This window comes from Gaoshiqia sediminis (assembly GCF_025907915.1).
Classification (GTDB): domain Bacteria; phylum Bacteroidota; class Bacteroidia; order Bacteroidales; family Prolixibacteraceae; genus Gaoshiqia; species Gaoshiqia sediminis.
This window is the reverse complement of sequence record NZ_JAPAAF010000014.1, coordinates 66,845-92,327: the sequence shown is the minus strand read 5'-3', so window position 1 is coordinate 92,327 and position 25,483 is coordinate 66,845. Positions and strand designations below refer to the sequence as shown.

16 protein-coding genes are annotated in these 25,483 nt (G+C 46.4%); 2 read left to right on the top strand and 14 right to left on the bottom strand.

Annotation, left to right across the window (positions count from 1 at the left end; translation table 11 throughout):
* On the top strand, positions 1-321 hold a 321-nt coding region (locus N2K84_RS20535), incomplete at its 5' end, for a transposase (protein ID WP_428221988.1).
* 66 nt (positions 322-387) lie between these two features.
* On the opposite strand, the gene N2K84_RS11175 is transcribed toward N2K84_RS20535, so the two are convergent.
* The 6 genes from N2K84_RS11175 to N2K84_RS11150 all read right to left on the bottom strand — a co-directional run bounded on the left by N2K84_RS11175 (position 388) and on the right by N2K84_RS11150 (position 9,984).
* Positions 388-1,608, bottom strand: coding sequence for a glycoside hydrolase family 88 protein (locus N2K84_RS11175; protein WP_282591898.1), 1,221 nt, complete (start codon positions 1,606-1,608; stop codon positions 388-390).
* A 94-nt stretch (positions 1,609-1,702) separates the two neighbouring features.
* Complete coding sequence (locus N2K84_RS11170) at positions 1,703-2,938, bottom strand: DUF2264 domain-containing protein (RefSeq protein WP_282591897.1); 1,236 nt, start codon at positions 2,936-2,938, stop codon at positions 1,703-1,705.
* A 225-nt stretch (positions 2,939-3,163) separates the two neighbouring features.
* Complete coding sequence (locus N2K84_RS11165; protein WP_282591896.1) at positions 3,164-4,834, bottom strand: RagB/SusD family nutrient uptake outer membrane protein; 1,671 nt, start codon at positions 4,832-4,834, stop codon at positions 3,164-3,166.
* Positions 4,835-4,858: 24 nt separating this feature from the next.
* Complete coding sequence (locus tag N2K84_RS11160) at positions 4,859-8,113, bottom strand: TonB-dependent receptor (protein WP_282591895.1); 3,255 nt, start codon at positions 8,111-8,113, stop codon at positions 4,859-4,861.
* Between the two features lie 187 nt (positions 8,114-8,300).
* Positions 8,301-9,308: a FecR family protein gene (locus tag N2K84_RS11155; RefSeq protein WP_282591894.1), complete on the bottom strand. Its 1,008-nt coding sequence runs from the start codon at positions 9,306-9,308 to the stop codon at positions 8,301-8,303.
* Positions 9,309-9,384: 76 nt separating this feature from the next.
* Positions 9,385-9,984 (bottom strand): RNA polymerase sigma-70 factor, encoded by a 600-nt coding sequence (locus N2K84_RS11150; RefSeq protein WP_282591893.1) that lies wholly within the window; start codon positions 9,982-9,984, stop codon positions 9,385-9,387.
* A 212-nt stretch (positions 9,985-10,196) separates the two neighbouring features.
* Here N2K84_RS11150 and N2K84_RS11145 point away from each other — a divergent pair, with 212 nt between their 5' ends.
* Entirely contained in the window at positions 10,197-10,883 is a 687-nt protein-coding gene (locus tag N2K84_RS11145) for a hypothetical protein (protein ID WP_282591892.1), read from the top strand.
* A 109-nt stretch (positions 10,884-10,992) separates the two neighbouring features.
* Here N2K84_RS11145 and N2K84_RS11140 read toward each other — a convergent pair whose 3' ends face one another.
* The 8 genes from N2K84_RS11140 to N2K84_RS11105 all read right to left on the bottom strand — a co-directional run bounded on the left by N2K84_RS11140 (position 10,993) and on the right by N2K84_RS11105 (position 25,483).
* Positions 10,993-11,961, bottom strand: coding sequence for a glycoside hydrolase family 43 protein (locus N2K84_RS11140; protein WP_282591891.1), 969 nt, complete (start codon positions 11,959-11,961; stop codon positions 10,993-10,995).
* Between the two features lie 100 nt (positions 11,962-12,061).
* A complete protein-coding gene (locus tag N2K84_RS11135; RefSeq protein ID WP_282591890.1) occupies positions 12,062-13,108 on the bottom strand; it encodes an endo-1,4-beta-xylanase in 1,047 nt (348 codons plus the stop codon).
* A 148-nt stretch (positions 13,109-13,256) separates the two neighbouring features.
* A complete protein-coding gene (locus tag N2K84_RS11130) occupies positions 13,257-14,720 on the bottom strand; it encodes an MFS transporter (protein WP_282591889.1) in 1,464 nt (487 codons plus the stop codon).
* A 22-nt stretch (positions 14,721-14,742) separates the two neighbouring features.
* Complete coding sequence (locus N2K84_RS11125) at positions 14,743-16,665, bottom strand: sialate O-acetylesterase (RefSeq protein WP_282591888.1); 1,923 nt, start codon at positions 16,663-16,665, stop codon at positions 14,743-14,745.
* A gap of 3 nt (positions 16,666-16,668) precedes the next feature.
* On the bottom strand, positions 16,669-19,218 hold the full coding sequence (locus N2K84_RS11120; protein ID WP_282591887.1) for a glycosyl hydrolase 115 family protein: 2,550 nt from the start codon (positions 19,216-19,218) through the stop codon (positions 16,669-16,671).
* A gap of 41 nt (positions 19,219-19,259) precedes the next feature.
* Positions 19,260-20,483, bottom strand: coding sequence for an alpha/beta hydrolase family protein (locus tag N2K84_RS11115; protein WP_282591886.1), 1,224 nt, complete (start codon positions 20,481-20,483; stop codon positions 19,260-19,262).
* A gap of 55 nt (positions 20,484-20,538) precedes the next feature.
* Positions 20,539-22,164 (bottom strand): glycoside hydrolase, encoded by a 1,626-nt coding sequence (locus N2K84_RS11110; RefSeq protein WP_282591885.1) that lies wholly within the window; start codon positions 22,162-22,164, stop codon positions 20,539-20,541.
* A 1,165-nt stretch (positions 22,165-23,329) separates the two neighbouring features.
* Entirely contained in the window at positions 23,330-25,483 is a 2,154-nt protein-coding gene (locus N2K84_RS11105) for an endo-1,4-beta-xylanase (protein WP_282591884.1), read from the bottom strand.

Below are 25,483 nucleotides of genomic sequence, written 5' to 3'. Positions count from 1 at the left end.
TTAACCTCGGAAGAAGGTATCCGAATGCGGAAGAAACGACCAATAGAACCGGAAGCCGTATTTGGGCAAATGAAGTTTGACAAATCATATTACCGATTCCGCCATAAAGGAAAAGACAAAGTCGCTATGGATTTTGCCATCTTTGCTATTGCCTTCAACATGGGGAAAATGTACAAAACCAAGCAAAACCAGGCATTTTTATTTCAAAATACGCCTCAAAATAGTCAAGACCTGGTTATTTCCCTATTCGTTGAACCCATCTGGTTGAAAATACAGCCCACGCAGAAAAATCGAGACTATATTACAAAACTTGCGGCCTAATAAAACAAAAAAAAAAAGGATGACCTTTTGGGACACCCTCTTTTTGCTGTTAATATTTTATTGTCCTTATGGTTTTTTTATTGCCGGCAGCATTTTTTTCATCCGCATCAGCGCCTCAACGTAATAATAATCTGCATAGGTCAGCGGAACGTCAACTTCCGAACCGGCGGGCATGTGACCCACACTATGTTTCAGGATAAAGTTCCCGTTTTCACCCAAGTTGGCCAGGTAAGCCGGCGAACTCAGGCTTCGGATTTGCGTTTCGGCCACCGACAAGTATTCTTTCCCTTTCTCTTCGGGCACGTATTGGCTCAACTCAATCAGTGCAGAGCAAATCAGCGCACCAGCAGAAGCGTCACGCAGCGCATCCGGGATATTTGGCGCATTAAAATCCCAGTACGGAATTTTGTCGGCAGGCAGGTTCGGATGGTTCAGTATAAAATCGGCAATTCCTTCAGCTTGTTTCAGGTATGCTTCATTTCCGGATTCACGGTACATCATGGTGTAACCATACAAGCCCCAACCCTGCCCACGGGCCCATGCCGAATCGTCTGAGTAACCCTGCGCGGTATTTTTCTTTTCAACCTGGCCGGTAATCGTATCGTATGAGATGACATGATAACTGCTGAAATCATCGCGAAAATGATTTTTAATCGTTGTATCGGCATGGGTTTCCGCCACTTGGACAAAAGTTGTTTCATTGAATTGCTTTCCGGCCCACATCAGCATCTCGAGGTTCATCATGTTATCGATAATAACCGGATACTGCCATTTGGAACTCCAGGGTGCAGGATCCCAGGAACGGATACAACCAATGGTTGGATTGAATCGTGTAATCAACGAATTGGAGGCTGTGTGAATAACATCTCTGTAGATTGAATCGCCTGTTAAACGATAGGCATTCCCGAAGCTGCAAAAAATCATAAAACCAACATCGTGGTTGTCAGTTGTGTACTTTTGATCTTCAACACGCAAGGTGTAATTAATCGCCCATTCTTTTAATTCTTCAGAAGGATTGTTTTCATACAAATACCAGAGTTGCCCCGGGAAAAATCCACTCGTCCACCAAGCAGAATTACAGGTTTCCAACTCACCATTCTCACGAAGCGTTTTGGGCAGACGATCGGGTTGATCCTTCAATGATTCGGCCATCAGCAAACTTTGCTGGGCGGCAAAGGCCAGCGATTCGTCCACCACTGCCGATAGCGGCTTTTCTATTGGGTTCGATGGGGAACAACCGACCAGTAATGTCAGTACTAATAGTGTCGATATAAATTGCTTTAACATGATTTTGATTTTAAGAATACAATTTTTGGGGTTTATTTTATTTCGATTACGGCGAACAAAAATTTACGTCACGACCGTATTTCATTCACCAGTCTCAAAGTGCGTGATCGGCTTTTAAATTCTCGCCCGACCAAATTTTCATCGAGGTCCAGGGCTCGTCGGCGTCCGACCAGAAGTCATCGCTGGTTGGCAGGCCCAGGGGCAAAAATGCCGTGGAGCACAGATAAAGGCTCCCGGTTGAAATGTAGTGTTCACCCAATGAATTTTGATGGCCAACCAGGCCTATCGTCAACCAGCCATTTGCATCGAAAGTATCGGGAGCTTCCATCAGGCGTTGCATAACCGAAGTAAGGGCGCATCGTACCTGGGCGGGCTTCACGTCCTGCGGAAGACGTTGCTGCAGAGCAGCCTGTGCCAAATGTTGAAAAGCTCCCATGCGGTAAGCAATAGAGCGTCCAATGGGTGGGAAAGTGCCCTCAGGCGAAATCAACCGCTCCTGAATGGCTGCATAACGCGTAAACCGCCGGGCAATTGACAACATTTCTTCTTCCTTCATTTTCTTTTTGTCAACCATTACAGTTACAATATCCATCAACATGGGCTGAATAACGTAACTGTTGTAATAATCCCAGTGAAAATCTTCGCCATCGCCGTACATACCATCGCCCAAGTACCACTCTTGGTGCTTTTTCACCGGAAGGTTCAGCCGCATGATATCGAACGGCAAGTTGTTTTTCAAGAAAAACGCTTCAATCATAGCACTGAACAGCAGCCAATTGGAATAATATGGGTTCACCTCGCGGGTGGCCGTAAAACAGTCGACCACCTGTTGCTGTGCCTGCCGACCGAGCGACAGCCACAACTGCTGCGGAGCCCGCAAAAAAGCATGAGCCAGAAAAGCAGCATCGACCAGCATTTGCGGCTCCATGTGATCGAACAAATAATCGGGTGAAGTTGGATCGACAATACTGGTCACGGTTTCTACAGCCTGTTTGCGATAGCGCTTGCGCATCCCCACCTCGGCTGCACCGCCCGAATCCGACTCCAGCCAGGGCGCCAGGCCAGCCAACAACCGCCCCACCCCTTCCAGGTAAGTTGAGGCTTTTTCCGTCGATCCGGTAGTTGTTTCCACCGGCATATCTTTTTTTAGTCGTCGTTTACTACCAGCATTCAACAAAGGGCCTGCAATTTGGTCAAGAAGGTTCAACCAGTATTCACGGTGATTTTTCACAGCTTTCGATTCAACTTCCTCCGAAGCTGACAATCCTGGGGCAAGTAATGCTCCCGCCCCGATAAATGGAGCCGATTTCACAAAATTTCTTCGTTTCAAAACAGTTATTTTTAGGTTTGAAAATAAAACGATGTTTTAAAAGTATGATTTTAGAACCAAGATCCACTCAAAAACGCAGGCACAAATCGGCCCGATCTGGTAAAAAAAATGCCCCGCAGGGCATTTTTTCAGTATAACATATTCGATTGTATCACATTAACTATCCCAATCCGTAGGTTTAAATTGATGACGTTTTTTTGATCTAAAGTAACGATCAACACGTCATTAATAACCGTTATTTTGCTTCAGTTCAGCATCTTTATTCAAATCGATTTCAGCTTGCGGAATCGGGAACAATACATGATGAGCTTCCAAGCCATTTGTTGTTTCAATATTACCATTTGCCAGAATAGTTGTTCCGTTCAACCTTGTTGCACGGTCAATCAAAGTTCCGGTGCGAACCAACGTTTCACGACGGTTTTCCTCAGCTAACAACTCACGCACACGTTCGTCCAAAATAAAGTCGAGTGTTATATCGCCTGATGTAACTTGAGGAGCTTGAGCCCGATCGCGTAATTCATTAATATCATCGGCTGCTCCGTCCAGATCATTTTGTCTGAAGCGAGCTTCAGCTCTCAATAAATAAGTTTCTCCTAAACGCATCAGCACATAATCTTTCCACATACCCCATCCAAATGTATCACGCGGATCAAAATGTCCCCACTTCAAGGTATAAGGTGCCAGCTTATAAACAGTGTCCAATGCATTTACTTTTAATGTACCATAGGTTCCGCCCAAATCAAAGGTTACATCCTGACCATAGGGAACAGGTTGACCATAAACCGCAGCGTATTTAGCATCCGGGTTGTTAAAATAGTGCTGACGGTGAAGACTATACTTCGAATTACGCATATCTCCTTCATCATACAGATCGTAAACTACCCAGTTATTCAACCGTATGCGGGTCAACCCACGTCCTCCTAATGTATCACATGGTACCATGCCCGGCACATCATGATAAGCAGCCCCCCATACGCGACGTTGTTGCGGAGCATCAGTGCTTCCACCAGGAACATCTGCCGGGTTTTCCTGCTGCAAAATCCAGATGACCTCGGTATTCCCTTGTGAACGGCGTTGTTTCCCAACGCGGAACATATCCGAAAAAGCATCGCCGCCAAAACTTGTGTCTCCATAACGTGCTTTAATCAGGCTAAATTTCCCGGAAGTGATAATTGCCGTACATTGAGTTTCGGCATCAGCATATTTGCCTACTCGTAAATAAACAGTAGCCAACAACTGGCGAGCCATTGATTTGTTAGCCCGAGCTTCTTTTACAGCGTCAATATCTCCCAGGTTGCTGATTGCGAAAAGCAAATCATTTTCAATTACCGTGTTGATTTCAGAAACTGCTGTCCGCGTAAAATCGGTTTTTGGTTCAGTCAACGGAGAGGTCAATAAAGGTACATCACCCCAAAAAGTAACCAATTGGTTGTATGCCCATGCCCTGAAGAATTTCGCTTCCGAGTTGTAAGCAGCCACTTCTGCAGCAGTCATATCAGTAGCGCTTGTATTTTCAGCGTTGCTGATCATCACATTCGCGTTATTGATTAACGTATAGAGATAATCCCAGTATTTCTCAGCGGCAGCATCTGTTGATGTTAAGTTCGCGTAATTATGATATGGCCTCGCATCACCATTTGAACGTCCCATTGGGTTCCAAACAATATCCGTTCCTAACTGAAACATTCCCAGTCTTGTTTGATCCCATGTGGTTGTTAACGCCCTGCTATATTGATTATACAAACCAATCGCAGCAGCTTCAAAACCTAGTTTGTTATCGAGCGTAGAGGGCGCGTAGGCATCAAGTACTTCTTCATCCAAAAAGGACTTTGAACAGGCCGTGAATAGGGTTAAAATTACACTGGCACTTATAAGGTATTTGATATATTTTTTCATAATGACTATCTATTTTAATGCGGATTAAAGAGTAAGGTTAACACCGAATGAAATCGTTCTGACAGGAGGATAGTTATTTGTCCAGTTACCCGATCCTCTGGAATCGTAGGTCATTTCAGGGTCCCAACCAAACCACTTGGTAAATGTGTGCAGGTTTCTACCGGTCACAAAAACCGTTAATCCCTGAATGTTGTATTTGCTCACAAAAGATTTTGGGACATTGTAACTTAAGGTTACATCTTTTAAACGCACATAACTCCAATCTTCGGCAAACCCATACCCCCGGTAGTTTTTGTATGCTGCCAGGGACGGCCAGTAGTTACTGGCATTTTCGGCAGTCCAGTAGTGGAAATCGGCTGGCAAGTTACGACGCCAAGCTTCATCAGCATAAGTCAGGTCGCGGTTCGATTTCAAACCACCATGAGAGATCTGAAGGAAAGCACTCAAGGTAAAATTCTTGTAGGTGAACGTATTGGTTATACCGCCTGTCCATTTGGGGTCTGTGCGACCTAGAATGATCCGGTCGTCTGCAGAAATTTGTCCATCGCCGGCATCCGCTACTCCGTCACCGTTTGTGTCAACAGTCAGCTGGTCTTTGAATTTCAAATCACCTGCCTGTGAAACCGGATCTGATGTTGATGCGTCTTCTCCCGTTTGCCAAATGCCAATTTTCTCGTAGTCATAGTATATTTTCAGCGATTCGCCAATAAACCAACGGTTACCAATGTCATCTTTTCCGTCACCGTACAGTTCCAGAATCTTATTCCGGTAAGTTGAGAAGTTCAGGTCAGTCGTCCACTTGAAATCTTCTGTTTTGATATTAACTGTTTTAAGCGTCACATCCAACCCAACATTCTGCATTTCACCCAAGTTGGCCCAAATGTTCGGATAACCAGTGATTCCGGGCAAATTACGTCTCAATAGAATGTCGCTTGTTTTTGTTTTGTAAGCTTCGATGGTACCACTTACGCGGAAGTCGAATAAACTAAAGTCGACACCAACGTTGGCAGATGTTGTGCTTTCCCAGTTCAGGTTTCCATTCCCCAAACTATTGTACAGGATACCAGTATAGGCAGTTCCTCCAAAAGGATACTGAACAGTTGCTGCGGTCGAAGCTGTTTGGTTTACACCGATAGCCATGTTACCTGTTTCACCGTATGAAAGGCGGAGTTTCAATTGATTTACGGTTGGATTATCCTCCAAAAAACTTTCATTGGCGATATTCCAGCCGAGAGCAACCGATGGAAATAAGCCGTATTTATTGGTGTTCGCACCAAAGGCGGAATAACCGTCGCGACGTGCTGTAACAGTTAATAAATAACGACTGTCGTAAGAATAGTTGATACGTCCCATCTGCGAGAGCAAGGTATATTCATCACCTTCCGAGTCAACAGACTGAGACACACCAGCTTTCAAATCGTAGTAAGAAAGCGCATCATTAATGAATCCTGAAGCGTTTGCCCACGATCTGAAATAGGTTACTTTTTGAGCTGAGTAAAGCCCTGTGAAATCAATATGATGCTTCCCGAAATCTTTGGTGTACGACAGAATATTCTCCACAACCCAGTTATCAGTTTGCCAGTTTGATACCCCGGCGGTACCGTTATTATCATTAGCAGCACGACCCGAATAATTGGCCTGCCTGTAGATGTTATAAATATAAGAGGCATTCATCCTGTATTTCAGTCCTTCAATTCCCGGCGTCAATTCAACATAGCCATTGCCAGTCAGGTTCAACGCTCTGTCCACACGATCCTTCGTCAATCCTAACAACGGGTTCGCAAAAAGCTGTTCCGGCGCCATTGGATAGATAATGTAGTTCCCATTTTCATCACGAGGTTTTGAAAACGGACTCATCGCATTCGCTTCCAAAAAGTTCACACGACCACCATCGTAGTTATTATTGGTAAAAAATGCCGAGGTACCAACTTTTAAATAGTCATTGATTTTTGCATCGATATTAGAGCGGAAACTGGCACGTTTATAGTGATAACCTTTCACCACCCCTTTTTCATCAAGATAACCTCCGGAAACGAAATATTGGACTTTATCGGTACCACCGGAAATACTAATACTATGATCCTGCAGCAAACCGGTCTGCGATACTTCATCCATCCAGTCGGTTGGCGTATAATTTCCCTGCTGCCATGCTTCATAGTTTTCAACTTCAGAAGCATTTGGTAATACCGAAGTTTGTGTCAACCCGTTGGCGGTATTGTAATCCGCATATTTCTGTACATAGGTTTCCGGATCCATCGGTGTCAACTTGTGTGCAATGCTTTCAACACCTACATGGCCATTGTACGTGATAATCGGCTTGCCATCTTTTTGTGAACCGCGTTTTGTAGTGATCAGAATAACACCATTTGCACCACGGGTACCGTAAATCGCGACGGCAGATGCATCTTTCAGAATTTCGATTGACTCAATGTCGTTTGGGTTAATGTCGTTGGTTTGACCAAAAAACGGGATACCGTCCAATACAATAAACGGACTGGTATTGGCATTGATTGAGTTCACACCACGAATTTGCATCGTACCCGAACTACCCGGTACCGAAGAATTTTGTGTAACGTTTAACCCGGCAGTTGAGCCTTCAATCGCATGCATCAGGTTTGTTACAGGCACTTTGCCCAAACGGTCTGCAGGAACGGATGTAACCGAACCGGTAATGTCAGAACGTTTTTGCACACCGTAACCAACCACCACGACTTCATCCACACCGATGGTTTCCTCTTCCATGGTAACATTGATTGTCGCCTGGCCGCCGGCCTCAAGTTCTTTACTCTTCATGCCGATGAAGGAAAAAACGAGGATGTCAGTTGATTTGACCCCCTTAATAGTATAATTCCCGTCAAAATCACTGATTGTACCTGTTGACGTTCCCTTAATCACAATCGTAACCCCGGGCAATGGATCTCCTTGCGATGTTTTAATTTTCCCGCTCACGGTTCCATCCTGCTTACTGACAGTAGGAACATCACCAGCCAACAACATAATGTGACGTTCAATCACTTTATAGGTTGTATTGGTGCCGGCGAACAAGGCAGTTAAAACTTCATCAATATTTTTGCCTTGCACATCCAGATCTACCCTGCGTCCAACATCAACCTGGTTGTTGTCGTACATGAACGAAAATTGGGTTTGATTTTCAATTTCATTCAGGATTTCTTTGATCTGACGATCTTCAAACTTCAGGGTCAGTTTTGCATTTTGGGCAAAACTCCCGGCGAGTGCAGTCAGACTCGTCATTACTGTTAGGAACAATGTAAGTCTCATAGCCAACCAGAATTTTTTTGTACAACAGTTGCCCGCGTACAAATTCATTTGTTTTTTTTTCATAGTTTTACACGATCAGTTATGAATCTGAAATACAAACATTTTAGCAGATGGCTCGTATCTCCGATTCAGTTTAACAATTGATATTTGACAGGAAAGGTGGCCGCCTTTCCTGTTTTTTTATTTTCTAACTCTTCATTTTACGTTTTATCCAAACCATGTCTCCTTCAATTTTATAATCAATCGGCGAAATAACCGAAATCAGGTCGAGTACTTCGCGCAGGCTCTCGGTTTTTACCTTGAATGTATAATGGTGCTTGGCAGAGAGCGTTGGGTCGAGGTTTATGCTTACGCCATACCAGTTCTCCAGGTAACCAATGACCTCATCAAACGGCTGATCGTCAAACATCAGTACACCATTTGTCCAGGCGATCAGGGCATCCGTCATTTCGACTTTTTCCAGCTGAATACCATCCGGCTGTACCAGCAATTGCTCTCCCGGGTCCAAAAAACTAAGCGATTCATTTTCCGGGTTGAGCACCTCCACTTTACCTTCCAGCAATGTGACAATTGACTGATTTTCTTTTACATTTTCTTTTACATTGAATCGGGTACCATACACCTTTACATTCAAGGCGGCAGCATGCACGACAAATGGTTTGTGCTTATTTTCGGTGACTTCGAAATAACACTCACCCTTAATATACACCTCACGTGAGGTTGCACTGAAGGCACCGGCATATTTTATTTCCGATCCTGAGTTCAGCCAAACCCGGGTACTGTCGGGCAACACCAGTTGGGTGCGGTGCCCGGCCGGAGCAATAACACGGGTGTAGGTGGTTGGTGCATGCGTATCTGCTATCGGTTGAGAACTGAACCAATTTCCGGCAAAAAACGCAATAGCCACGGCAGCGGCAACCGCCACATACCGCAACCAGAGTTTATTCACGAAAGTCTTGTTTGCCGAAGCTGGTGAAATCCGGCGCATGAGTTCGCCCCACAGCTCTTCCTTTTGGGGTTCGTAAAAGTCCACACCGTTCCCTGTCAGCCTGCGTGTATTTATGATTTCAGTGAACACCTTCACATGATCGGGGGAAGCTTTTAGCCAAGCTTTTACAATAGCTTCGCTCTTCTTATCCGACGGGTCTTTCAGATAGGCGCCGATTGCTTCCCAAGGTGTGTTGTTCGTTTCCATACTTCTTTACGGTTGATTAAATGACGCAGAAAAGCGAGCTATCCCTCAATCAGGAAACCGCTTTTTTTTTATTTTTTTAGATGATGCCCCGCACGATCAGCCAGAGCATAAAGAGTTGCTTATAATGCGGTAGTAATGATGACCTTAACTTACGAAGTGCAATACCGACATGGTTTTCCACCGTTTTGGCGGTGATGCCCAATTTCTCGGCAATTTCACGGTGCGAAAAGTTTTCTTCCCAGGCCAACCGGTAAATTTGACGGCTTTTTTCAGGCAACGACTCAATGGCCTCCTCAATTATTTGCCTAAGTTCCTGTGTTTCCAGGAAAAATTGAGAGCTGAAGTCAACGGAAATCTGATCTTCCTCAATATCGAGATTAGAAAGCAGCTTTTGTTTTTCTCGACGGTAAAAGCTGATTGCACGATTTTTGGCCGAAGTAAACAGATAACCCCGCATGGAGGTATGCACCTCCAGTGATTCACGCTTTTCCCAAATTTGTGTAAATATTTCAAGCGCTATTTCCTCTGCAAAACTTTGGTTATGCAGATACATCAACAAAAAGTTGCATAAGTCCGGGAAGTATGTATCAAACAATTTCCGGTAAGCAGCCAGATCGCCTTGGGCAATCCGTTTCAGCAATACCTGTTCATCCGGATATGGTTGCAGTTTATTCAATCGTGTTTAATCTGGTTATTTGAAAAGACCAAAAGTATGAAAAACCGAAAGATGACCAAATAACATAAAAAATGGCTCAATTTCTATCTCACTGGTTCATAATTTATTCAATTTGTGAATGTAAATGTCTAAAATTGAAACAAATTATGCCTTGAAGCCCCTAATTTTATAGTCAAAAACTTATTTTTTCACCACTAAAATCCAACAAACTTATGAGAATTGCACTTCTGCTTTTGTTCAGTTTTTTGTTCTACCACATGGGATTTTCACAAGCTTTTACCATAACAGACTTAAGCTCGTTATCCGATTTGTTGTCGTTTGAAAAAAATAAATCCAGCACCTTTGACCCCTACAGTGATTTTGACGGTACTCCTTATTTGAATGACGATTTTGTTCCGGGTGAAGTAATCGTTAACGACAGTATCCGCATTGAGGATGTTCCCCTGAGATACAATATCTACTCCGACAGAATCGAGTTTAGGAATGAGCACGAACAGGTCCTTGAAATTGATCATTCAAAACAGGAATTCGATTTCGATTTTGGAGGTCATTTATTTACGATCCAGGACTACCTGGATCATGGAGAAAGTAAACGCGGCATTTTAGAGTTAATGGTTGACGGTCATATTCGACTTTATAAAAGATACCTCATTGATTTAAAGCCTGCAACAAAAGCAATTGGCTACCAGGAGGCACAACCAAACAGGTTTACCCGGCAGGATGATGAATATTTAGTTGCCGAGGGACAAGGGATTCCTGAAATTTTTCGCAAACAAAAAGACTTGCTCGAAAAACTAAAAGAGATTAAGCCAGATATCGATCAATATGCAAAAAATCAGAAGCTGAAACTGAAAACTGACAAAGGGCTTATACAACTTATTCAACACTGCAACAACTAACTCAAACGCAAAGAAGTACTCGCCCAAAAAATTCAATTATAAAAATAGAGGGAAATACCACTTCGGATAATTCCCTCTATTCATTTTTTTTTGACACACAGAACTGAATTTATTCCCCGCCTCCATCAATGGTTTTAATGGTACCATCTGTGTTGTATTCCAGCTCAACCACTTTCATGCTGCGCAACCAGGTTTTGCCACCCGAAGGCACGCTGTCGTGATGAAACAGGTACCATTTTCCTTTGAATTCCACAATCGAATGGTGCGTTGTCCAGCCCACCACCGGCGTGAGGATGACGCCCTTATAGGTAAAAGGCCCGTAGGGATTGTCGCCCACCGCATAGCACAGCCGGTGCGTGTTTCCGGTTGAATACGAAAAGTAATATTTACCCTCATATTTATGCATCCACGAAGCTTCGAAAAAACGACGGTCGTGGTCGCCGGCTTTCAATGCATCGCCGTTTTCGTCGAGGATGACAAGTTCGCGCGGAGCTTCGCCAAATTCGAGCATATCGTCGCTCAATTTAACCACCCGCGATGGCAAGGCCGGCTCATCGTCCTTAGGCTCGTGCCCACATTCAATGGCTTTGTTGTTGCGGTAGCGCTGCAGCTGTCCGCCCCACAAACCACCAAAGTACATGTAATACGATCCATCTTCTTCAAACACACACGGATCAATGGAATAGCTGCCTTTTATGGGCGCCTCCTGCGGAATGAAAGGTCCTTCGGGCCGGTCGCTGATGGCCACGCCGATGCGAAAAATGTCGGTTTGGTCTTTCAACGGAAAGTACAGATAATACTTGCCGTCTTTGCAGGCGCAATCGCAATCCCACAATTGGCGGCCTGCCCATGGAATGTCCTTCACATCAAGGGCTACCCCATGATCAGTCACTTCACCGTCAACATCATCCATTGAAAAGACATGGTAGTCGCGCATGTCAAAATGATCGCCGTTGTCATTTTCGGGAATGCCCGACTCCACATCGTGCGACGGGTAAATGTATAGTTTGCCGTTGAACACATGCACCGCGGGATCGGCAGTGTATAAGTCCGGCACCAGGTATCTTGCTTTTTTCATTTTGTTCTCCGTATTTTCTGTTTTTCAGGTGTCATGCTGAACTTGTTTCAGGATCTTCCTTTCACAGCAAGCGAGATCCCGAAACAAGTTCGGGATGCCCCTACTCTTTCGTTAATTCAATAATCTTTGCCACTGCCGTTTTGGGCTGATAATTCCTGTCAAACAGCAGCGGATAGTCCGTACGTCCGCGAACCGGGAAATTGTTCTTCCACGAATCTCCGTCCGAAACACCCCAAAGTGTTACACGGCTCACATTGTCCGAATGTTTCAGGAACAAGCGGAAGAAATCCACCATCCGGGCATCCCACTCGTCTTGTTTTTCCTGCGGAACCACGCCATCGGTGTATGGGTTCAGCTCTTTCTCATATTCAATATTCGTAGAGATATCGGCTCCCACATCGCGTCTTCTATTTGGCAGAATCGACATGTCAAGCTCGGTTACCATCACTTTCATACCTTCGTTGGCATAAGCCACCATGGCTGCTTCGTAATCTTCCAATGACGGGCTATCCATCCCCACATGGCCCTGCATGCCAATTCCGTCAATACGAATGCCGTCGGCTTTCAGGCTGCGGATCATTTGCACAATCGCATCGCGTTTTCCGGGATACCACTCATTATAATCGTTGTAATACAATTCGGCATCAGGATCGGCTTCATGGGCAAACTGAAAGGCCAGTTTGATAAAATCTTCGCCCACAATTTGATAAAACTTGCTGTTACGCATACTGCCGTCTTCCATGATGGCTTCGTTCACCACGTCCCAGCCTTTAATCTTACCTTTGTAGCGGCCAACAACCGTGTAAATGTGGTTCTTCATGCGATCTATCATCACCTTGCGCGAAACATCGTTTCCTTCCGCATCGGTAAAAAACCACCTGGGCGCTTGCGAATGCCAGATCAGGCAATGGCCGGTGATAAACATCCCGTTTTGCTCGCCAAAGTCCACAAACGGATCCGCAAGCGTGAAATCAAATTCGCCCTCCCTTGGCTGAATTTCGGCACTTTTCATACAGTTCTCTGGCACAATGGCACTGAATTGTTCTTTAACAACTTTAATTCCGGCAGAATCCCTACCGGTAATTTGATTGGCATTTAATGCCGTTCCGATGTAAAACTTACCGGCTAGAGCGTCCTTCAATGTCATTTCCGATTGGTTTTTTTGAGCAGGACTGCACGCACTCGTTGCGAACATCACAAGTGCAAAAAATTTACTGAGCTGAAAGATTTTTTTCATAGTGTTCATTAATAGTTAAACGTATAGATCTTTTTTTACACATTCGTTTCATTATATTTTACTTTCGTCTGGATTCCAACTCCTTCTGAATAGTAACTTCCATATTTTTATTGATTTCGTAGAAAAACAGACAGCCCACGGCAACAAAAAACGTCAGCGTTGGATAAACGCTCAGCGAGAGTTTGATACCGTTGATGGCTTCAGGCGACTGAACAGCCAGTTCTTCATTATAACCATACAGCGCGAGGATTCCGGCGACCAGCGCCCCGCCAATGCTCAGGCCGGCTTTCAGACCAAAAATCATAGCCGAAAAAATGATGGCCGTTGCCCGACGGTTGTTTTTCAATTCAGAAAAGTCTGCTACATCGGCAATCATGGCCCAAAGAAGCGGAGTCCCGATTCCGTAAAAGAAACCATGTGCCAGCTGGGTGATAAAAACCAGTGCAATGGACTGGGGCGCGTAAAAATTGAACAGCAGCAAACACAAGGCTGAAATGAACAGGCTCGTACCAAACACATCGCGTTTGCCAAAGCGGTCTGCCAGTGCTTTCGAAACCGTAATCCCAACAATCATCATGATAATACCCCCGGCATTGAACAAGCTGAAACCGGATGTGGGAGCATCTTCGGGCCAGGTAAAACCATGCAAACCCATTCCGGTAAGTAAACCGTTCAACCCGGCTATAAACCCATTGAAACCGATATCTTCCAGGAATGTAGCCAAATGCGCCTCACTCAGGTAATTTTCGAAATAATACACATACATGCCACCTTTGAGCGAAAGTGTGATAAAAACAAAAATGGTGATGATGAGCATCGCAATCCATGGCTTGTTTTTAAACAAATCGCCCAGGTCTTCCTTGATACTCGATTTTTGTTCCGGATTGGGGATCACCCGTTCTTTGGTGGTCAGGAAGGTGATGATAAAAAAGATCACGCCTGTAACCGCAAACAAGGTCATGGTGTTTTCGAAACCTTTGATTTTGTCGCCATCGCCCAAAATAAGCACCAGCGGCAACAACAGACCCTGTACAATAAACTGGGCAATCATCACAGCCACAAACCGATAGCTGGAAATACTGTTCCGCTCGGCCATGTCACCGGTCAAAACACCGCTTAGTGAGGCATAAGGCAGGTTGTTGGCCGAGTACACAATCACCAGCAAAATGTAGGTAATCAAGGCGTAAGCCACTTTTCCGCCCGGACTAAAATTGGGTGTACTGAAAGCCAGAATCGCAATCACGCCAAAAGGAACGGCTGTCCATAAAATCCACGGACGGAATTTCCCCCAACGCGTGGTGGTACGGTCGGCAATAATTCCCATCACCGGGTTAAAAAAAGCGCCAAGCATTCCACCTGAAAAAATAATGGCCGAAGCCGTTGCCGGCGGAATCCGGTACACATCGGTGTAAAAGAAGGCCAAAAAGGTCATCAAAGTTTGAAAAATCAGGTTGGCCGCCAAGTCACCCAAGCTATAACCGATTTTTTCAATAACAGAAACTTTCTGAGAAGTTGTATTCATTTGAGTCGTTATTAATTGGTTTTTAATCTTCAGTTGTAAATGGCGATGCGGGCAGGCCTTCCTTGTTTTTCAGATTGGCTTCAGCCGGGTTGTCATCCCAGGCATAGCGCACCGCAGTTGGTTTGCTAACCTTTGGGCTCCAAACCTTCACCGTATTTTTTGAAAGCACTACCGCATTGGCCCACACAAAACGGCCATCTTCACCAGCAATTTGGAAACCCCGCAAGAGGCTGTTGGCAAATAAGCCTGAACCCACCGATGAGAAAGTGAGTACAATGCTGCCATCCTCTACCTTCATCGACTCGTAAAGTGGTCCGGCGCTCACCACTTCGTCATCTCCAAAAGCCACGCGTTGGGCTTCCAAAGCCAGCCTTCGTGCCACGTCTTTCTTGTTTAACGGATGAATGTCGTTCCACTCGCCCAAGTCGAAAGCCACTGCCATTCCGGTGTTTGGCAACTCCAGCGCCCGGCGTTGTGCATCGCGCAGGGTGGCCCAGCCACTTTCAACCGGCTGTTTGTTTGGGATTCCAAGATTCGCCAGTTGCACATACAAAAAGGGTAGTTCGGGCTGAGCGAACTGCGTGCGCCAGTCGGAGATCAAATCCTTGAAAAGCTGCCGATATTCCATTCCCCGTCCGGCATTGGTTTCGCCCTGGTACCAAATCACTCCTTTCAGGCGGTAGCCAAGTGCCGGATGAATGAGGCTGTTGTATAAACCTCCCGGCTTAAATCCGGAGCCGCCCAGTCCGCGAGGCGGATTAAGCACGGCACCGATATGGTAGTTCCAATCACCGGTTAAATCAATGGTTTGCGAACCAACGCGAACTTCGTAGGGCTTTTCTTCCACAAAACCGCCACGTCCGCCCTGGCTGAACACACGAACCATCAACTTATTTTTTCCGGGCTTCAGTACGCCTTCCGGTATCGTATAAATTCGCGGTGGATATTGGTAAGAAATGGTACCCACAAAAGTGCCATTCACAAAAGCCGAGTCGCTGTCGATGATGCGTCCCAGGCGAAGAATGGCTTCTTTTGCAGCCAGCGAATCCGCTACTTCAAACTCCTTATAAAACCAAATGGATCCGTTGCGCAATTCCACGCCTTTGTCCGACCAATAACCGGGTAGCGAAATACTTGGCCATTCGGAAACATCCACGTCTGATTTTGACCAACGCCCAACGCCCGGGTCATTTTTATTGACTTCAAGTCCCCAGTTAAAAGGAGGCGTTTCGCCTTCTTCGGCGACGCGTTTGGCACGAATGGAGTCCATCCGGGTCTGGTTGGCCAGCCAGTTGTCCAGGTACTCAGTCACCGGTTCTTCGCTCAGCCAAGCTTCGGCCGGAGAACCGCCGATGGCCGTGCTGATGATGCCAATGGGTACCTGGTATTTTTGGTTCAGCTCATTAGCAAAAAAATAAGCCACGGCCGAAAACTCCATGATATGTTCCTGGGTGGCGGGCAACCACGAGCCATCGGGATAATCGGCTTGCACCGCATCCGGCTCCTTGCGGGTAGATGAACGAAACAGCCGGATATTGGGATTATTGATTTGCTTGATCTCATCGGCATACAAATCCATTACCCGGCGAATTTGCAGTTCCATGTTCGACTGCCCCGAGGCCAGCCAAACATCGCCCACCAGAATATCGCTGATTTCAAGTTCATTCACTTTCATCAGGTAAGGTCCACCAGCCTTCATCGCTGGAAGCTCCAGTTGCCAGTTGCCCTGTTTATCTGCCTTGGCATGGTAGGTTTCCCCAACGAATACAACTTTAATGGTTTCTGAAGGGTCGGCCCACCCCCAGATTTTTAACGGCTGTTCGCACTGCAACACCATACCGTCACTCACCAGGCGAGGTAATTTTACAGCAGCATCAGTTTGGAAAGGAGATGCTGCAAACAGCAGCAACAGCAATAATCCGAAAACTATTTTGTATTGATTCATTTGTTATAGTTTTATTAGTTTACTCTGAGGCGCCCCCAAATAACTGGGTTTTAAACCTCCGGTGTCAATCATTATTTTTTGCAGCACAATACCGGGTTCCAGTACACGAATACGCAAACGCTGCAATCCGGCCCTGTCAACCTGGTGTTTGGTTGAAGTTTGGTTAATGCGTGTAGCCTGCCATTCGCCCAACTCGCCCCGATACGCTCCATTGATGTTAACAAGCTGTTCTTCTGCTCCATCAAACGAAATAGCATACCGCAAGCCTTTGTTGGCGTTGAAATTTAGCGTAGTCGAAACCAACACATGCACCTCAAATTCCCCGGTCGATTCAAAATCAACAGCATACTCCAGGTAAACCTGCTCGTTCTCTTCCGGATACTCATTTTGCGGGAAAGTAGTCACACCCGAAAGGGTTTTACCCAAATCCGGAATGACTTCCCAACGGATTTTGTCAGTTCCACGGGCCATTTGATAGTTTTCGGCCTCAATGGATACGTAACCATCGGCTTCCTGAAAAGCCAGATCCTCATTTGTTACTTCCGGGACCTTCACCCATTTTACCTCGGGCATTTTTCGTTGCCGGGGCTCTTGCCAGTAAGTGTAACCGATACGAATTTGATCCATCGTATGATTCCATTTCCCACCGGCTATCTGGCGGTTGTAATGAACCGACAGCAAAGAGTCGCGGTCGTAGCACTCCTTCACCACATCAGCCCACTGATTTGCTTCCGGGTTATTCTCTTCGGCCAGTTGATGGTTTTTTGCCACAGCATAATACATTTCATACAAGTTCGAACTGGCATTGGTTGGAAAAAGCACCAACTGGTCGAACGCATCCTTGTATTTATTTGGAATCAGGTTGTACAAACGCAAAGCATCCAACGTCAGGTCGCGATAGTCGTTGCGTACCCGCTCAAACTCGTTGTAGTTTTCCAGGCTGTAGGTTTTGGCATTCAGCAATTCGGGCGTTACCCTGTGGTTGAATTTGGTGTACTGGTTGATGATACGGGCCGCTTCTTTGGCATATTTATCCCCAAATTGCTCGGCGCACCAATCTTCGGTATGTTGCAACAGGTTTTGCGCATTGAACCGGGTCGGGTCCCAAGCCATATCCAGAAAAAAGCTGATAGGATATTCCATCGGTTTCAGGTCGCCCACGTTCACTACCCAAATCCGGTCAACACCATGACTGTAGGTCAGGTTCATTTGCTCCCATATCCGCTGGATTTGACTGACGTTGATCCATTTGTAATTTCGGGGACCACCCACGTAATCAAAATGATAGTACATTCCAAAGCCACCTTTATGGGGCGGGGCATTCAAATCGGGCAACTTGCGCACATTGCCCCAGTTGTCGTCGCACAGCAGCAGGGTGACATCATCGGGCACGCGCATACCTTTGTCGTAGTAGTCTTGCACTTCCTTGTAGAGCGCCCAAACCTGGGGTGTTTCTTCCGCCTTTTTACCGGTCACTTTGCTGATGATTTTGCGTTGGTCGCGAACAATCTTTTCCAGCAAGGCAATGTTGGTTCCCTCGCTCATGGCTTCGTCGCCATCGCCGCGCATCCCAACGGTGACCACCGTTTCATAGTCTTTCATGCGCTCCATACCCGTGGTCCAAAAGTCGGTCAGCACCTTGGAATTTTTGCTGTAGTCCCAGGCTCCCGATCCGTAGCGGTCCCACTCTACATGGGCTTTTCCCAACGGCTCGTGGTGCGATGTGCTCACCACAATGCCCAGTTCATTGGCCAGGCGCCCGTTCTCCGGATCATCGTCGTAAAAAGCTTTGCCCCACATGGCCGGCCACAGAAAGTTTCCACCTTGCCGAAGAATCAGTTCGAACACCTTTTCGTAGAACTTGTGGTTGAATCCGCCAAAGGTTTCGCGCACCCAGCCACCTAAAGCAGGTTCTTCGTCATTCAGAAAGATTCCTCGGTATTTCACTTTCGGACTATCAGTTACAAAACGGCCCGCCCTAACGTACACGGATTCCTGTTGTGTAACCGGAACGTCGGCCCACCAGTACCAAGGCGAAACACCCATTTCGCGTGATAAATTCAGCATGGCATAAATGGTTCCCCGCTTATCGCTTCCGGCCAAAACCAGTGCTTTCTCGACTCCGGGGAAAGGATGGTCAACAACCTGGGTGAGACTTTTCTCCCATTGGCCTTCCATGTCCGACACATCCAGCCTTCCTTCAGCCACCAATTGGTCAATCCACTGATTTTTGCCCAAGGTACCCACCAAAATAAGCTGGCTGGATTCGGGTAGTTCCGACTGATAAATTTTTGCCGACTGCCCTGTAACCATTTCAATATCGCTGGAAAACCAGCCGGCCACGGAGGCAATTCCGGGATAATCACCGGCGTCAATCAGAATAGGCGCTGTCTGAGTATTTTCATACAAACCAAAACTACCAGCTTCTTTTTCATTCACAAGGTAGCTCTGGCCATGTTGAGCCATCGTGACCATTGGCAAGAACACAAAAACAGATGCCAACACAGGCAGTAAAACTTTTCTTGGTCTGAATTTAAAAATCAACGTCTTCATATTTTGGGTTTATTTCTAATCTCTAAAAAAACACTATTCCGTCATTTTAAAACAGGCTCTCCTGTTCCCCACCAGTCAGTCCAGCGGGCATAATCAAGCTCACCAAACGGATGAACCTCAACCCTCGTGTTGGCCGAAGTGTCGCCCAGCAGAAACTTGTCAACAAATGCTTCCACTTCGGGACGCTGAACCTCCGGCAACTGGCAGTGTCCATGATTGCCAACAATGGAAAAGCCAAAGCGGTCGGCAATTCCAAAAGTTTCCCACACCCTTTTGGCTGCCTGGCACGAAACATAGCCCGACTCATCGGCCAGCCATTCATAATCGGGGTTTCCAAGAACCAGCAAGGCGCGTGGTGCCACCATGGCCATTAGTTCGTGATGATCGAAGGGAAGTTTTGATACGGCCCTGCTAAACTGAAACATGCTTTCCATAAACCACACATGGCTGGTTCGGCCCAGGGTTTCCACATTTCCCAGTGTTTCCGAAACACGCCAGGCGGCAGCGCCGCCCCCACCCGACTCCTGGGCGATGGTCAAGGCAATTCGTTCATCAAAGGCAGCAGCATAAAGGGCCATTTTTCCAGCAAAAGAGCAACCGGTAATGGCCAGGCGTTTCAAGTCAACCGGGAGCTCATCCTGAACCAGTTCCAATCCGTCAATCAAACGGCTGACGCCCCACGACCAGGCACTGTAGGCACCCATGTACGAAAGATCGGGATACAGTTTGTTGATTGGCTCGCTGCCCCGCTTTTGCTGGTGAGCCATCACCTGGTTGAAGTTGAAAGCGATCTGGACAATCTCGCGGCTGGAAAAAATACCCGGAGGGAGACTGCCCGAAGGCCAGCCAACACCGATTACCGCCGGGAAAGGTCCGTTGCCGGACGGAAGGATCACTTTCGAAGTCAGGGTGAGTGTATCTTTATTTTCGATAATAATCACAGTAAGCAAACTATCCTGAGCAGAAAAGCTGGCGGTCAGATCATCCGGGCGAGCGGGTTTGGGGCCGATCTCAAAATACTGAACTTCAGCGCCAATTTCAGCGCGGCGGCGCGCCCAGTCTGCAAACTCAGTCGATCGTCCGCTACCATCAGACCAGGCAAAAGGATCAGTCAGCGGCTCGATGACCGGCAGCTGGCTGGTGTCGGGCAACACCGGTGCCGGAAAGGCAGCACCCGTATTTTCAACCGCATAAACCAGCGGAATTTCCTGGGCAAATGAAGTCAGCCCCAAGGCGGCCGTCATTAGCAATAAGATCAGCTTCATTGTTATTTTCCCTCCGGCTTTCATTTCTTTTTGATCAAGTTCATCTGAATAAATTCTAATTACTGATTACCACTGTTGTTACGCTGTTGGCCGGAACCTCCAACAAAAATCGATCATTCTCCGCGGTGAGCGGTTCCATTTTCCGGTTTACAAATTCGGACGTTGTGTAAGCCACCGCCGATGCTCCGGTTGAAGGAGCCTGCAGCGTGACCCCGGGAACCGCTGAACTGTTTGGATTAACAATGACCGCGACAACTTCATTTTCGCCTTCAAAAGCGGTAATCATCAGTCCTGTCGTTGAATTTTCGATTTGCGTCTTGATCCGAACATATCCCGGCCTGATAAACTTCGAAAACTGAGACATGGCATAGCCTCTTTTCAAAATCTGTCCCCGGCTGGTTCCACGCTCCCCATCACCCAAAAAGGAATAATAGCGGCGGATGTACCACCAAATGTAGGCGTTCCAGTTATAGCTCATGCAGGTTTGAATCTCCTTGACCATCTCCATGGTTTCATTCCAGATTGTCGTCACATCGGTATTTTCAGTCCAGTTTGCCGGGTTGTTGCCGCTATTGAGGTTGAGCAGGTGTTCGGTCATCCAAATTTCCTTGCCTTTTTGTTCGGCCAGGGGATATTTGGCCAAACCCGATCCATACAAATGGCCGCCAACGATATCCAAATTCTCATTGGCAAGCGCATCATTCATCATCAGATCGGTATAAGCATGGTTCGAGTTCAGGGACTCGGCCGCCAACACTTTGGCTCCCTGGATGGTGCCGGCGTGGTTTTTCACAAAATTGAACATCTCGGTGAAGGTGTATTCGCAACCTTCATAAGTTACTTGCCAGTCGGGTTCATTCTGAATGGAGACCACATCGACTGTTGCCCCGCGGTCGGCCATAAACTGAATAAACTCGTTGATGTAATTGGCAAAATCGGCGTAGTGCTCAGGCAGCAAATAGCCACCGCCACTGGTGGAGTTGTTGCTTTTCCACTCAGCAGGAGGCGACCAGGGACTGGCCAGCACGGTCGCACCACGTTGGTTGGCCCCTTTGACGGAATTGACCAAGCCCTCCCAATCGTTTTTACTGGATGACAGGCGAACCCGGTAAATGGAGAGTCCCATGCCTGTGTCGCCCGTGCCAAAAGCCAAATCCAATTCACTTTCGGTGAGGTAATCGGTTCCCCAAATCATGTTGGCTCCACCAAAGCCCGATATGGTTTGATAAGTGGTATTTGGGTCGAAGGTGACCTTGATTGGTTGCACCGGTTTGGCGGCCTGGCTGATGATGATGGTATCGCTTATGTTTTCTGTGGTTGAACTGAGGATCAGTTTTTGGCGATTAACCGTGTGCGTGGTGTTTGACCAGTACCGAAGCGATACCGTTGAGCGGGTTTTTGCTTCTTCGGTTGAACCGGCCAAAGCGGGTGAAAGTTTCGTGATAAATTTTTGTCCTGCGACGGCATCGCCTGCTTTAACGGTCCATTTGGTGTGTGCCCATTCCACGTCAAAAGTCACGGTACCTTCGTCCACCGACAACTCATCGGTTGGCAAGGTGTTTTCGACAAAGGAAAGCGATGCTGGTAAAACGAGCGGTTCATCAGAATCTTTGGAGCAAGCGGCAAGGAAAAGTACGATTCCAAGGGTTATCCACTTCAAATATTTTTGTGAGTCAATCATTTCGTCTAGGTTCGAATTTTATTGGTTCTGAAAAGTCATTGGCTACCATGCGGGAAACACGGTTACTATTCCCCACTATCAAAAGTAAAGTTGCAACATCCAAATTCTTTTAAAATTGAGACATTTGATTTACAATTTAAGATACAATTGGGATCAATTCATCATCGGGCAGACTTAGAGGCTGTGTAAATTCGGTTTGTTCCAATTGCATACCTGTTCAACCCTTACAGGGTTGTTGTATTTCATCCCTCATTTCCCGTGGGTTAACACCCACGGTTATTCAAATTAAACCCATTCTGGGTTTTTAGTAAGCACAAGTCCGAAGGACTTCAATATGAATAAGCTCCGGTGGAACCGGGGATATACGAACAAATATGTTTGAGAACCCCAAAGTGGGTTCAATCAGAATTTAAGCAGTTCCTTAAAATTGAGATTGATGAGCAAGCACAAAAAAGCAGGCTGACTTTCCAAATGATCTAATGCGTTGGCTTATCAGCCGGATTTTACTTTTTGTGTTATCCATTCCCATATTGAAGTGAGGCTTAAACCGATCATTAGCCGGAGGGTGGGCCCGCTTAGCCGGGAGCTGGCTTCTTTTCGCATGTTGTGGGGCACCAATAGCAAGGCATTCGGTAAATTCCGCAAACTTTGTCCGTCTTTTAGCAGACGATTTCTGTCCTTTAGCAAGTGATTTCTGTGTTTTAGCAGACAATTTCCGGGTTTTAGCAGACGATTTCCGTCCTTTAGCAGACGATTTCCGTCCTTTAGCAGACAATTTCCGTCCTTTAGCAAGCGATTTCTGTGTTTTAGCAGATAATTTCCGTGTGTTAGCAGACGATTTCCGTCTTTTAGCAAACGATTTCCGTGCTTTAGCAAGTGATTTCCGTCTTTTAGCAGGCGATTCCCGTGTGTTAGCTGGCGTGGTTTGGCAGGCTGAAAGGCTTGTCAGGCGTGAGGTTTCAGGGTTTTCCCGATTCTATCGGGACTCCCTTCGGTCGCAGTTTCAGGTTTCAGGTTGCGGGTTGGAACAGAAATACCAAACAACGCTATGTCGGAATTATGCGGGTTGTGATTTTCGGTCAAGCTGGGTGCAGCATGGCGGAAAAAGAAAGAGGCAATCCACTACAGACTGCCCCTTTCATTACCTATTTCAAATCAAGCCATGTTAATTTCCTGAAAGTCCATCGGCAAAACCGGCATAAGCCCTTTTGCGATAATAATCTTCGGTCCACAAACCGATCGGCTCATTAGGTCTCCACGAAGAGCCGTCAGGGCTGTCCGTCGGACTCCAAATGGTAATGCCGTAACGCTGATTGGCAGGAATAATTTCGAAATACTTTTCGACAACAAACTGATACATTTCAGCTTGTGCAATATAGTCTTCGTCTGTAGCTTCTAGGGTCGTTTTACCATCAATGCCCATATCCAATTCTGAAATTTTTATCAGTTTGCCCGTCGCCGCCAGCAGCTCGAACATCTCAACGATTTTGTCCTTATCGGAATTGACGTTGATGTGCATTTGCGTACCAATTCCATCGACCTGTGCTCCTGCAGCTTCAATGTATTCAACATACTGAATCAAACCTTTACATTTATCGATGTTGTATTCCAGGTTGTAGTCGTTGATGAAGTGGATATCATCCGGGCTACCATATTGGCGGGCCAGGTTGAAAGCCATCACCGCATAGTCTTTGCCCAGGTAATCCTGCCAGTAGAATTCATCAGCAGCCATATCTGTTTTACCAACACCTGTTTTCAATTCATACGGATTGCCATCATCCATGGGCTCGTTCACCACATCCCAGGCTTTCACGTATTCTTTGGTCATTTCCAGCGTTCCTGAAATCCAGTTCTCCAATGCCCAGGAAAGGGTATCTGCCTTTTCTTCGGGTGTCAATGGTCTTTTATTTCCCGACTCCTCGATCTCCCATACGATATCATCAAAATAATAGGTATTGGCTTCGGGAAAAACGGCAAGATTAAAGGCGATGGTGTTCATGCCATTAGCGCCTGCCTGCTCGGCTGAAATGATTCCGGAATTGGTATATTCCTGCCATTCGGTAGTCACTGACGGGCTACCAACCATAGACCAGTGTAAATAGCCCCCCGGATTATTATGCGCTTGCGACTCGATCGTTGCTGGTTTATCCGCTTTAACCTTCATGCTGAACCGATAAGCCTGACCTGCGAGCAGTTGCTGGGGTGCTTTTACAAAGAACTGGGTATCCCATGCATTAACGGGGTTATCTCCCGATTGAACAACAATTGCTCTTCCCACACCATCGGCTCCTGTACCTTCAGCACCAATTGTAGCTGGATCTGGACCAACTGCTATCTCTGTAGCGAAGAAGCTGGAAACATCATCACCTTCGACATCGCTGTTGGTTACCAGGTTTGTCCACCATTTAGCCGGTCCAGCGGCAACAGGTTCAACCAAAAAGGTGTACCCATGCCAACTTGGTTTTTGCCATCCGCTCAGCGTTTCTTCATCGAAAGCTCCATTTTCAATTAAATTCTCTTCAGAACCACTCGCGGTAAGCACCATGTCATCAAAATAAAGATCACCGGCAAATTTTCCGAAACAAAATTGCAATTTGGTAGCATTCATACTCGGTGTAAATGTTACGCTAGCATCACTCCAGCTTTCACCAAACGCTATGTCCGGACCATAATTGGTTGACGAACCATCAGTCCGCCAAAAGGCCACCGTAGTTGGGCTTGAGGCTTTCGCACGCATTGTTAAGGTATATCCCACTCCCTGTGTTAATGGAGTAGGCAGTACGTATTCAAGCTGCCAATCCCAAACGTTGGCATTCGCATTTGGTGTGGTAGCATGTAAACTGTTGTTACCATCACTCGGATCAATTTCAATTTCCCGATCAGCAATTATACTGTTCAGGTATTCAGCATTCTGGTTGGCATGCCAGGCCAGGGTATGTCCGTAGATGGTGATTCCGGCTTCTTGAGCTGTCGTGATGAAGTTCGAAACCCGTGCCAGGTTTAAACTTCCGTCATTCTGCACAATGCCGCCGTGCTTCATTTCCCAACCTGCCGTCACCTCATCGAAGTTGGACATGATGTGGCTATAGACCAATCCTTGCTTATTGAATTCATCAACCGACACGCCAGCCCCCAACTTAAAGTCGGGGTTGGCGCTGCGGTCAACGTAGGATTTTAATACATCGTAATCATTCAGGTATTCCAGCTTGGCAAGACTTTCGGGCTTCTCCACATCGAAGCCAAGCCTGCTGTCATCTACACAAGATGCTAATACGGATAAAGCAAAAGCACCGAGCCAAAACTTATTTAAATGTTTCAT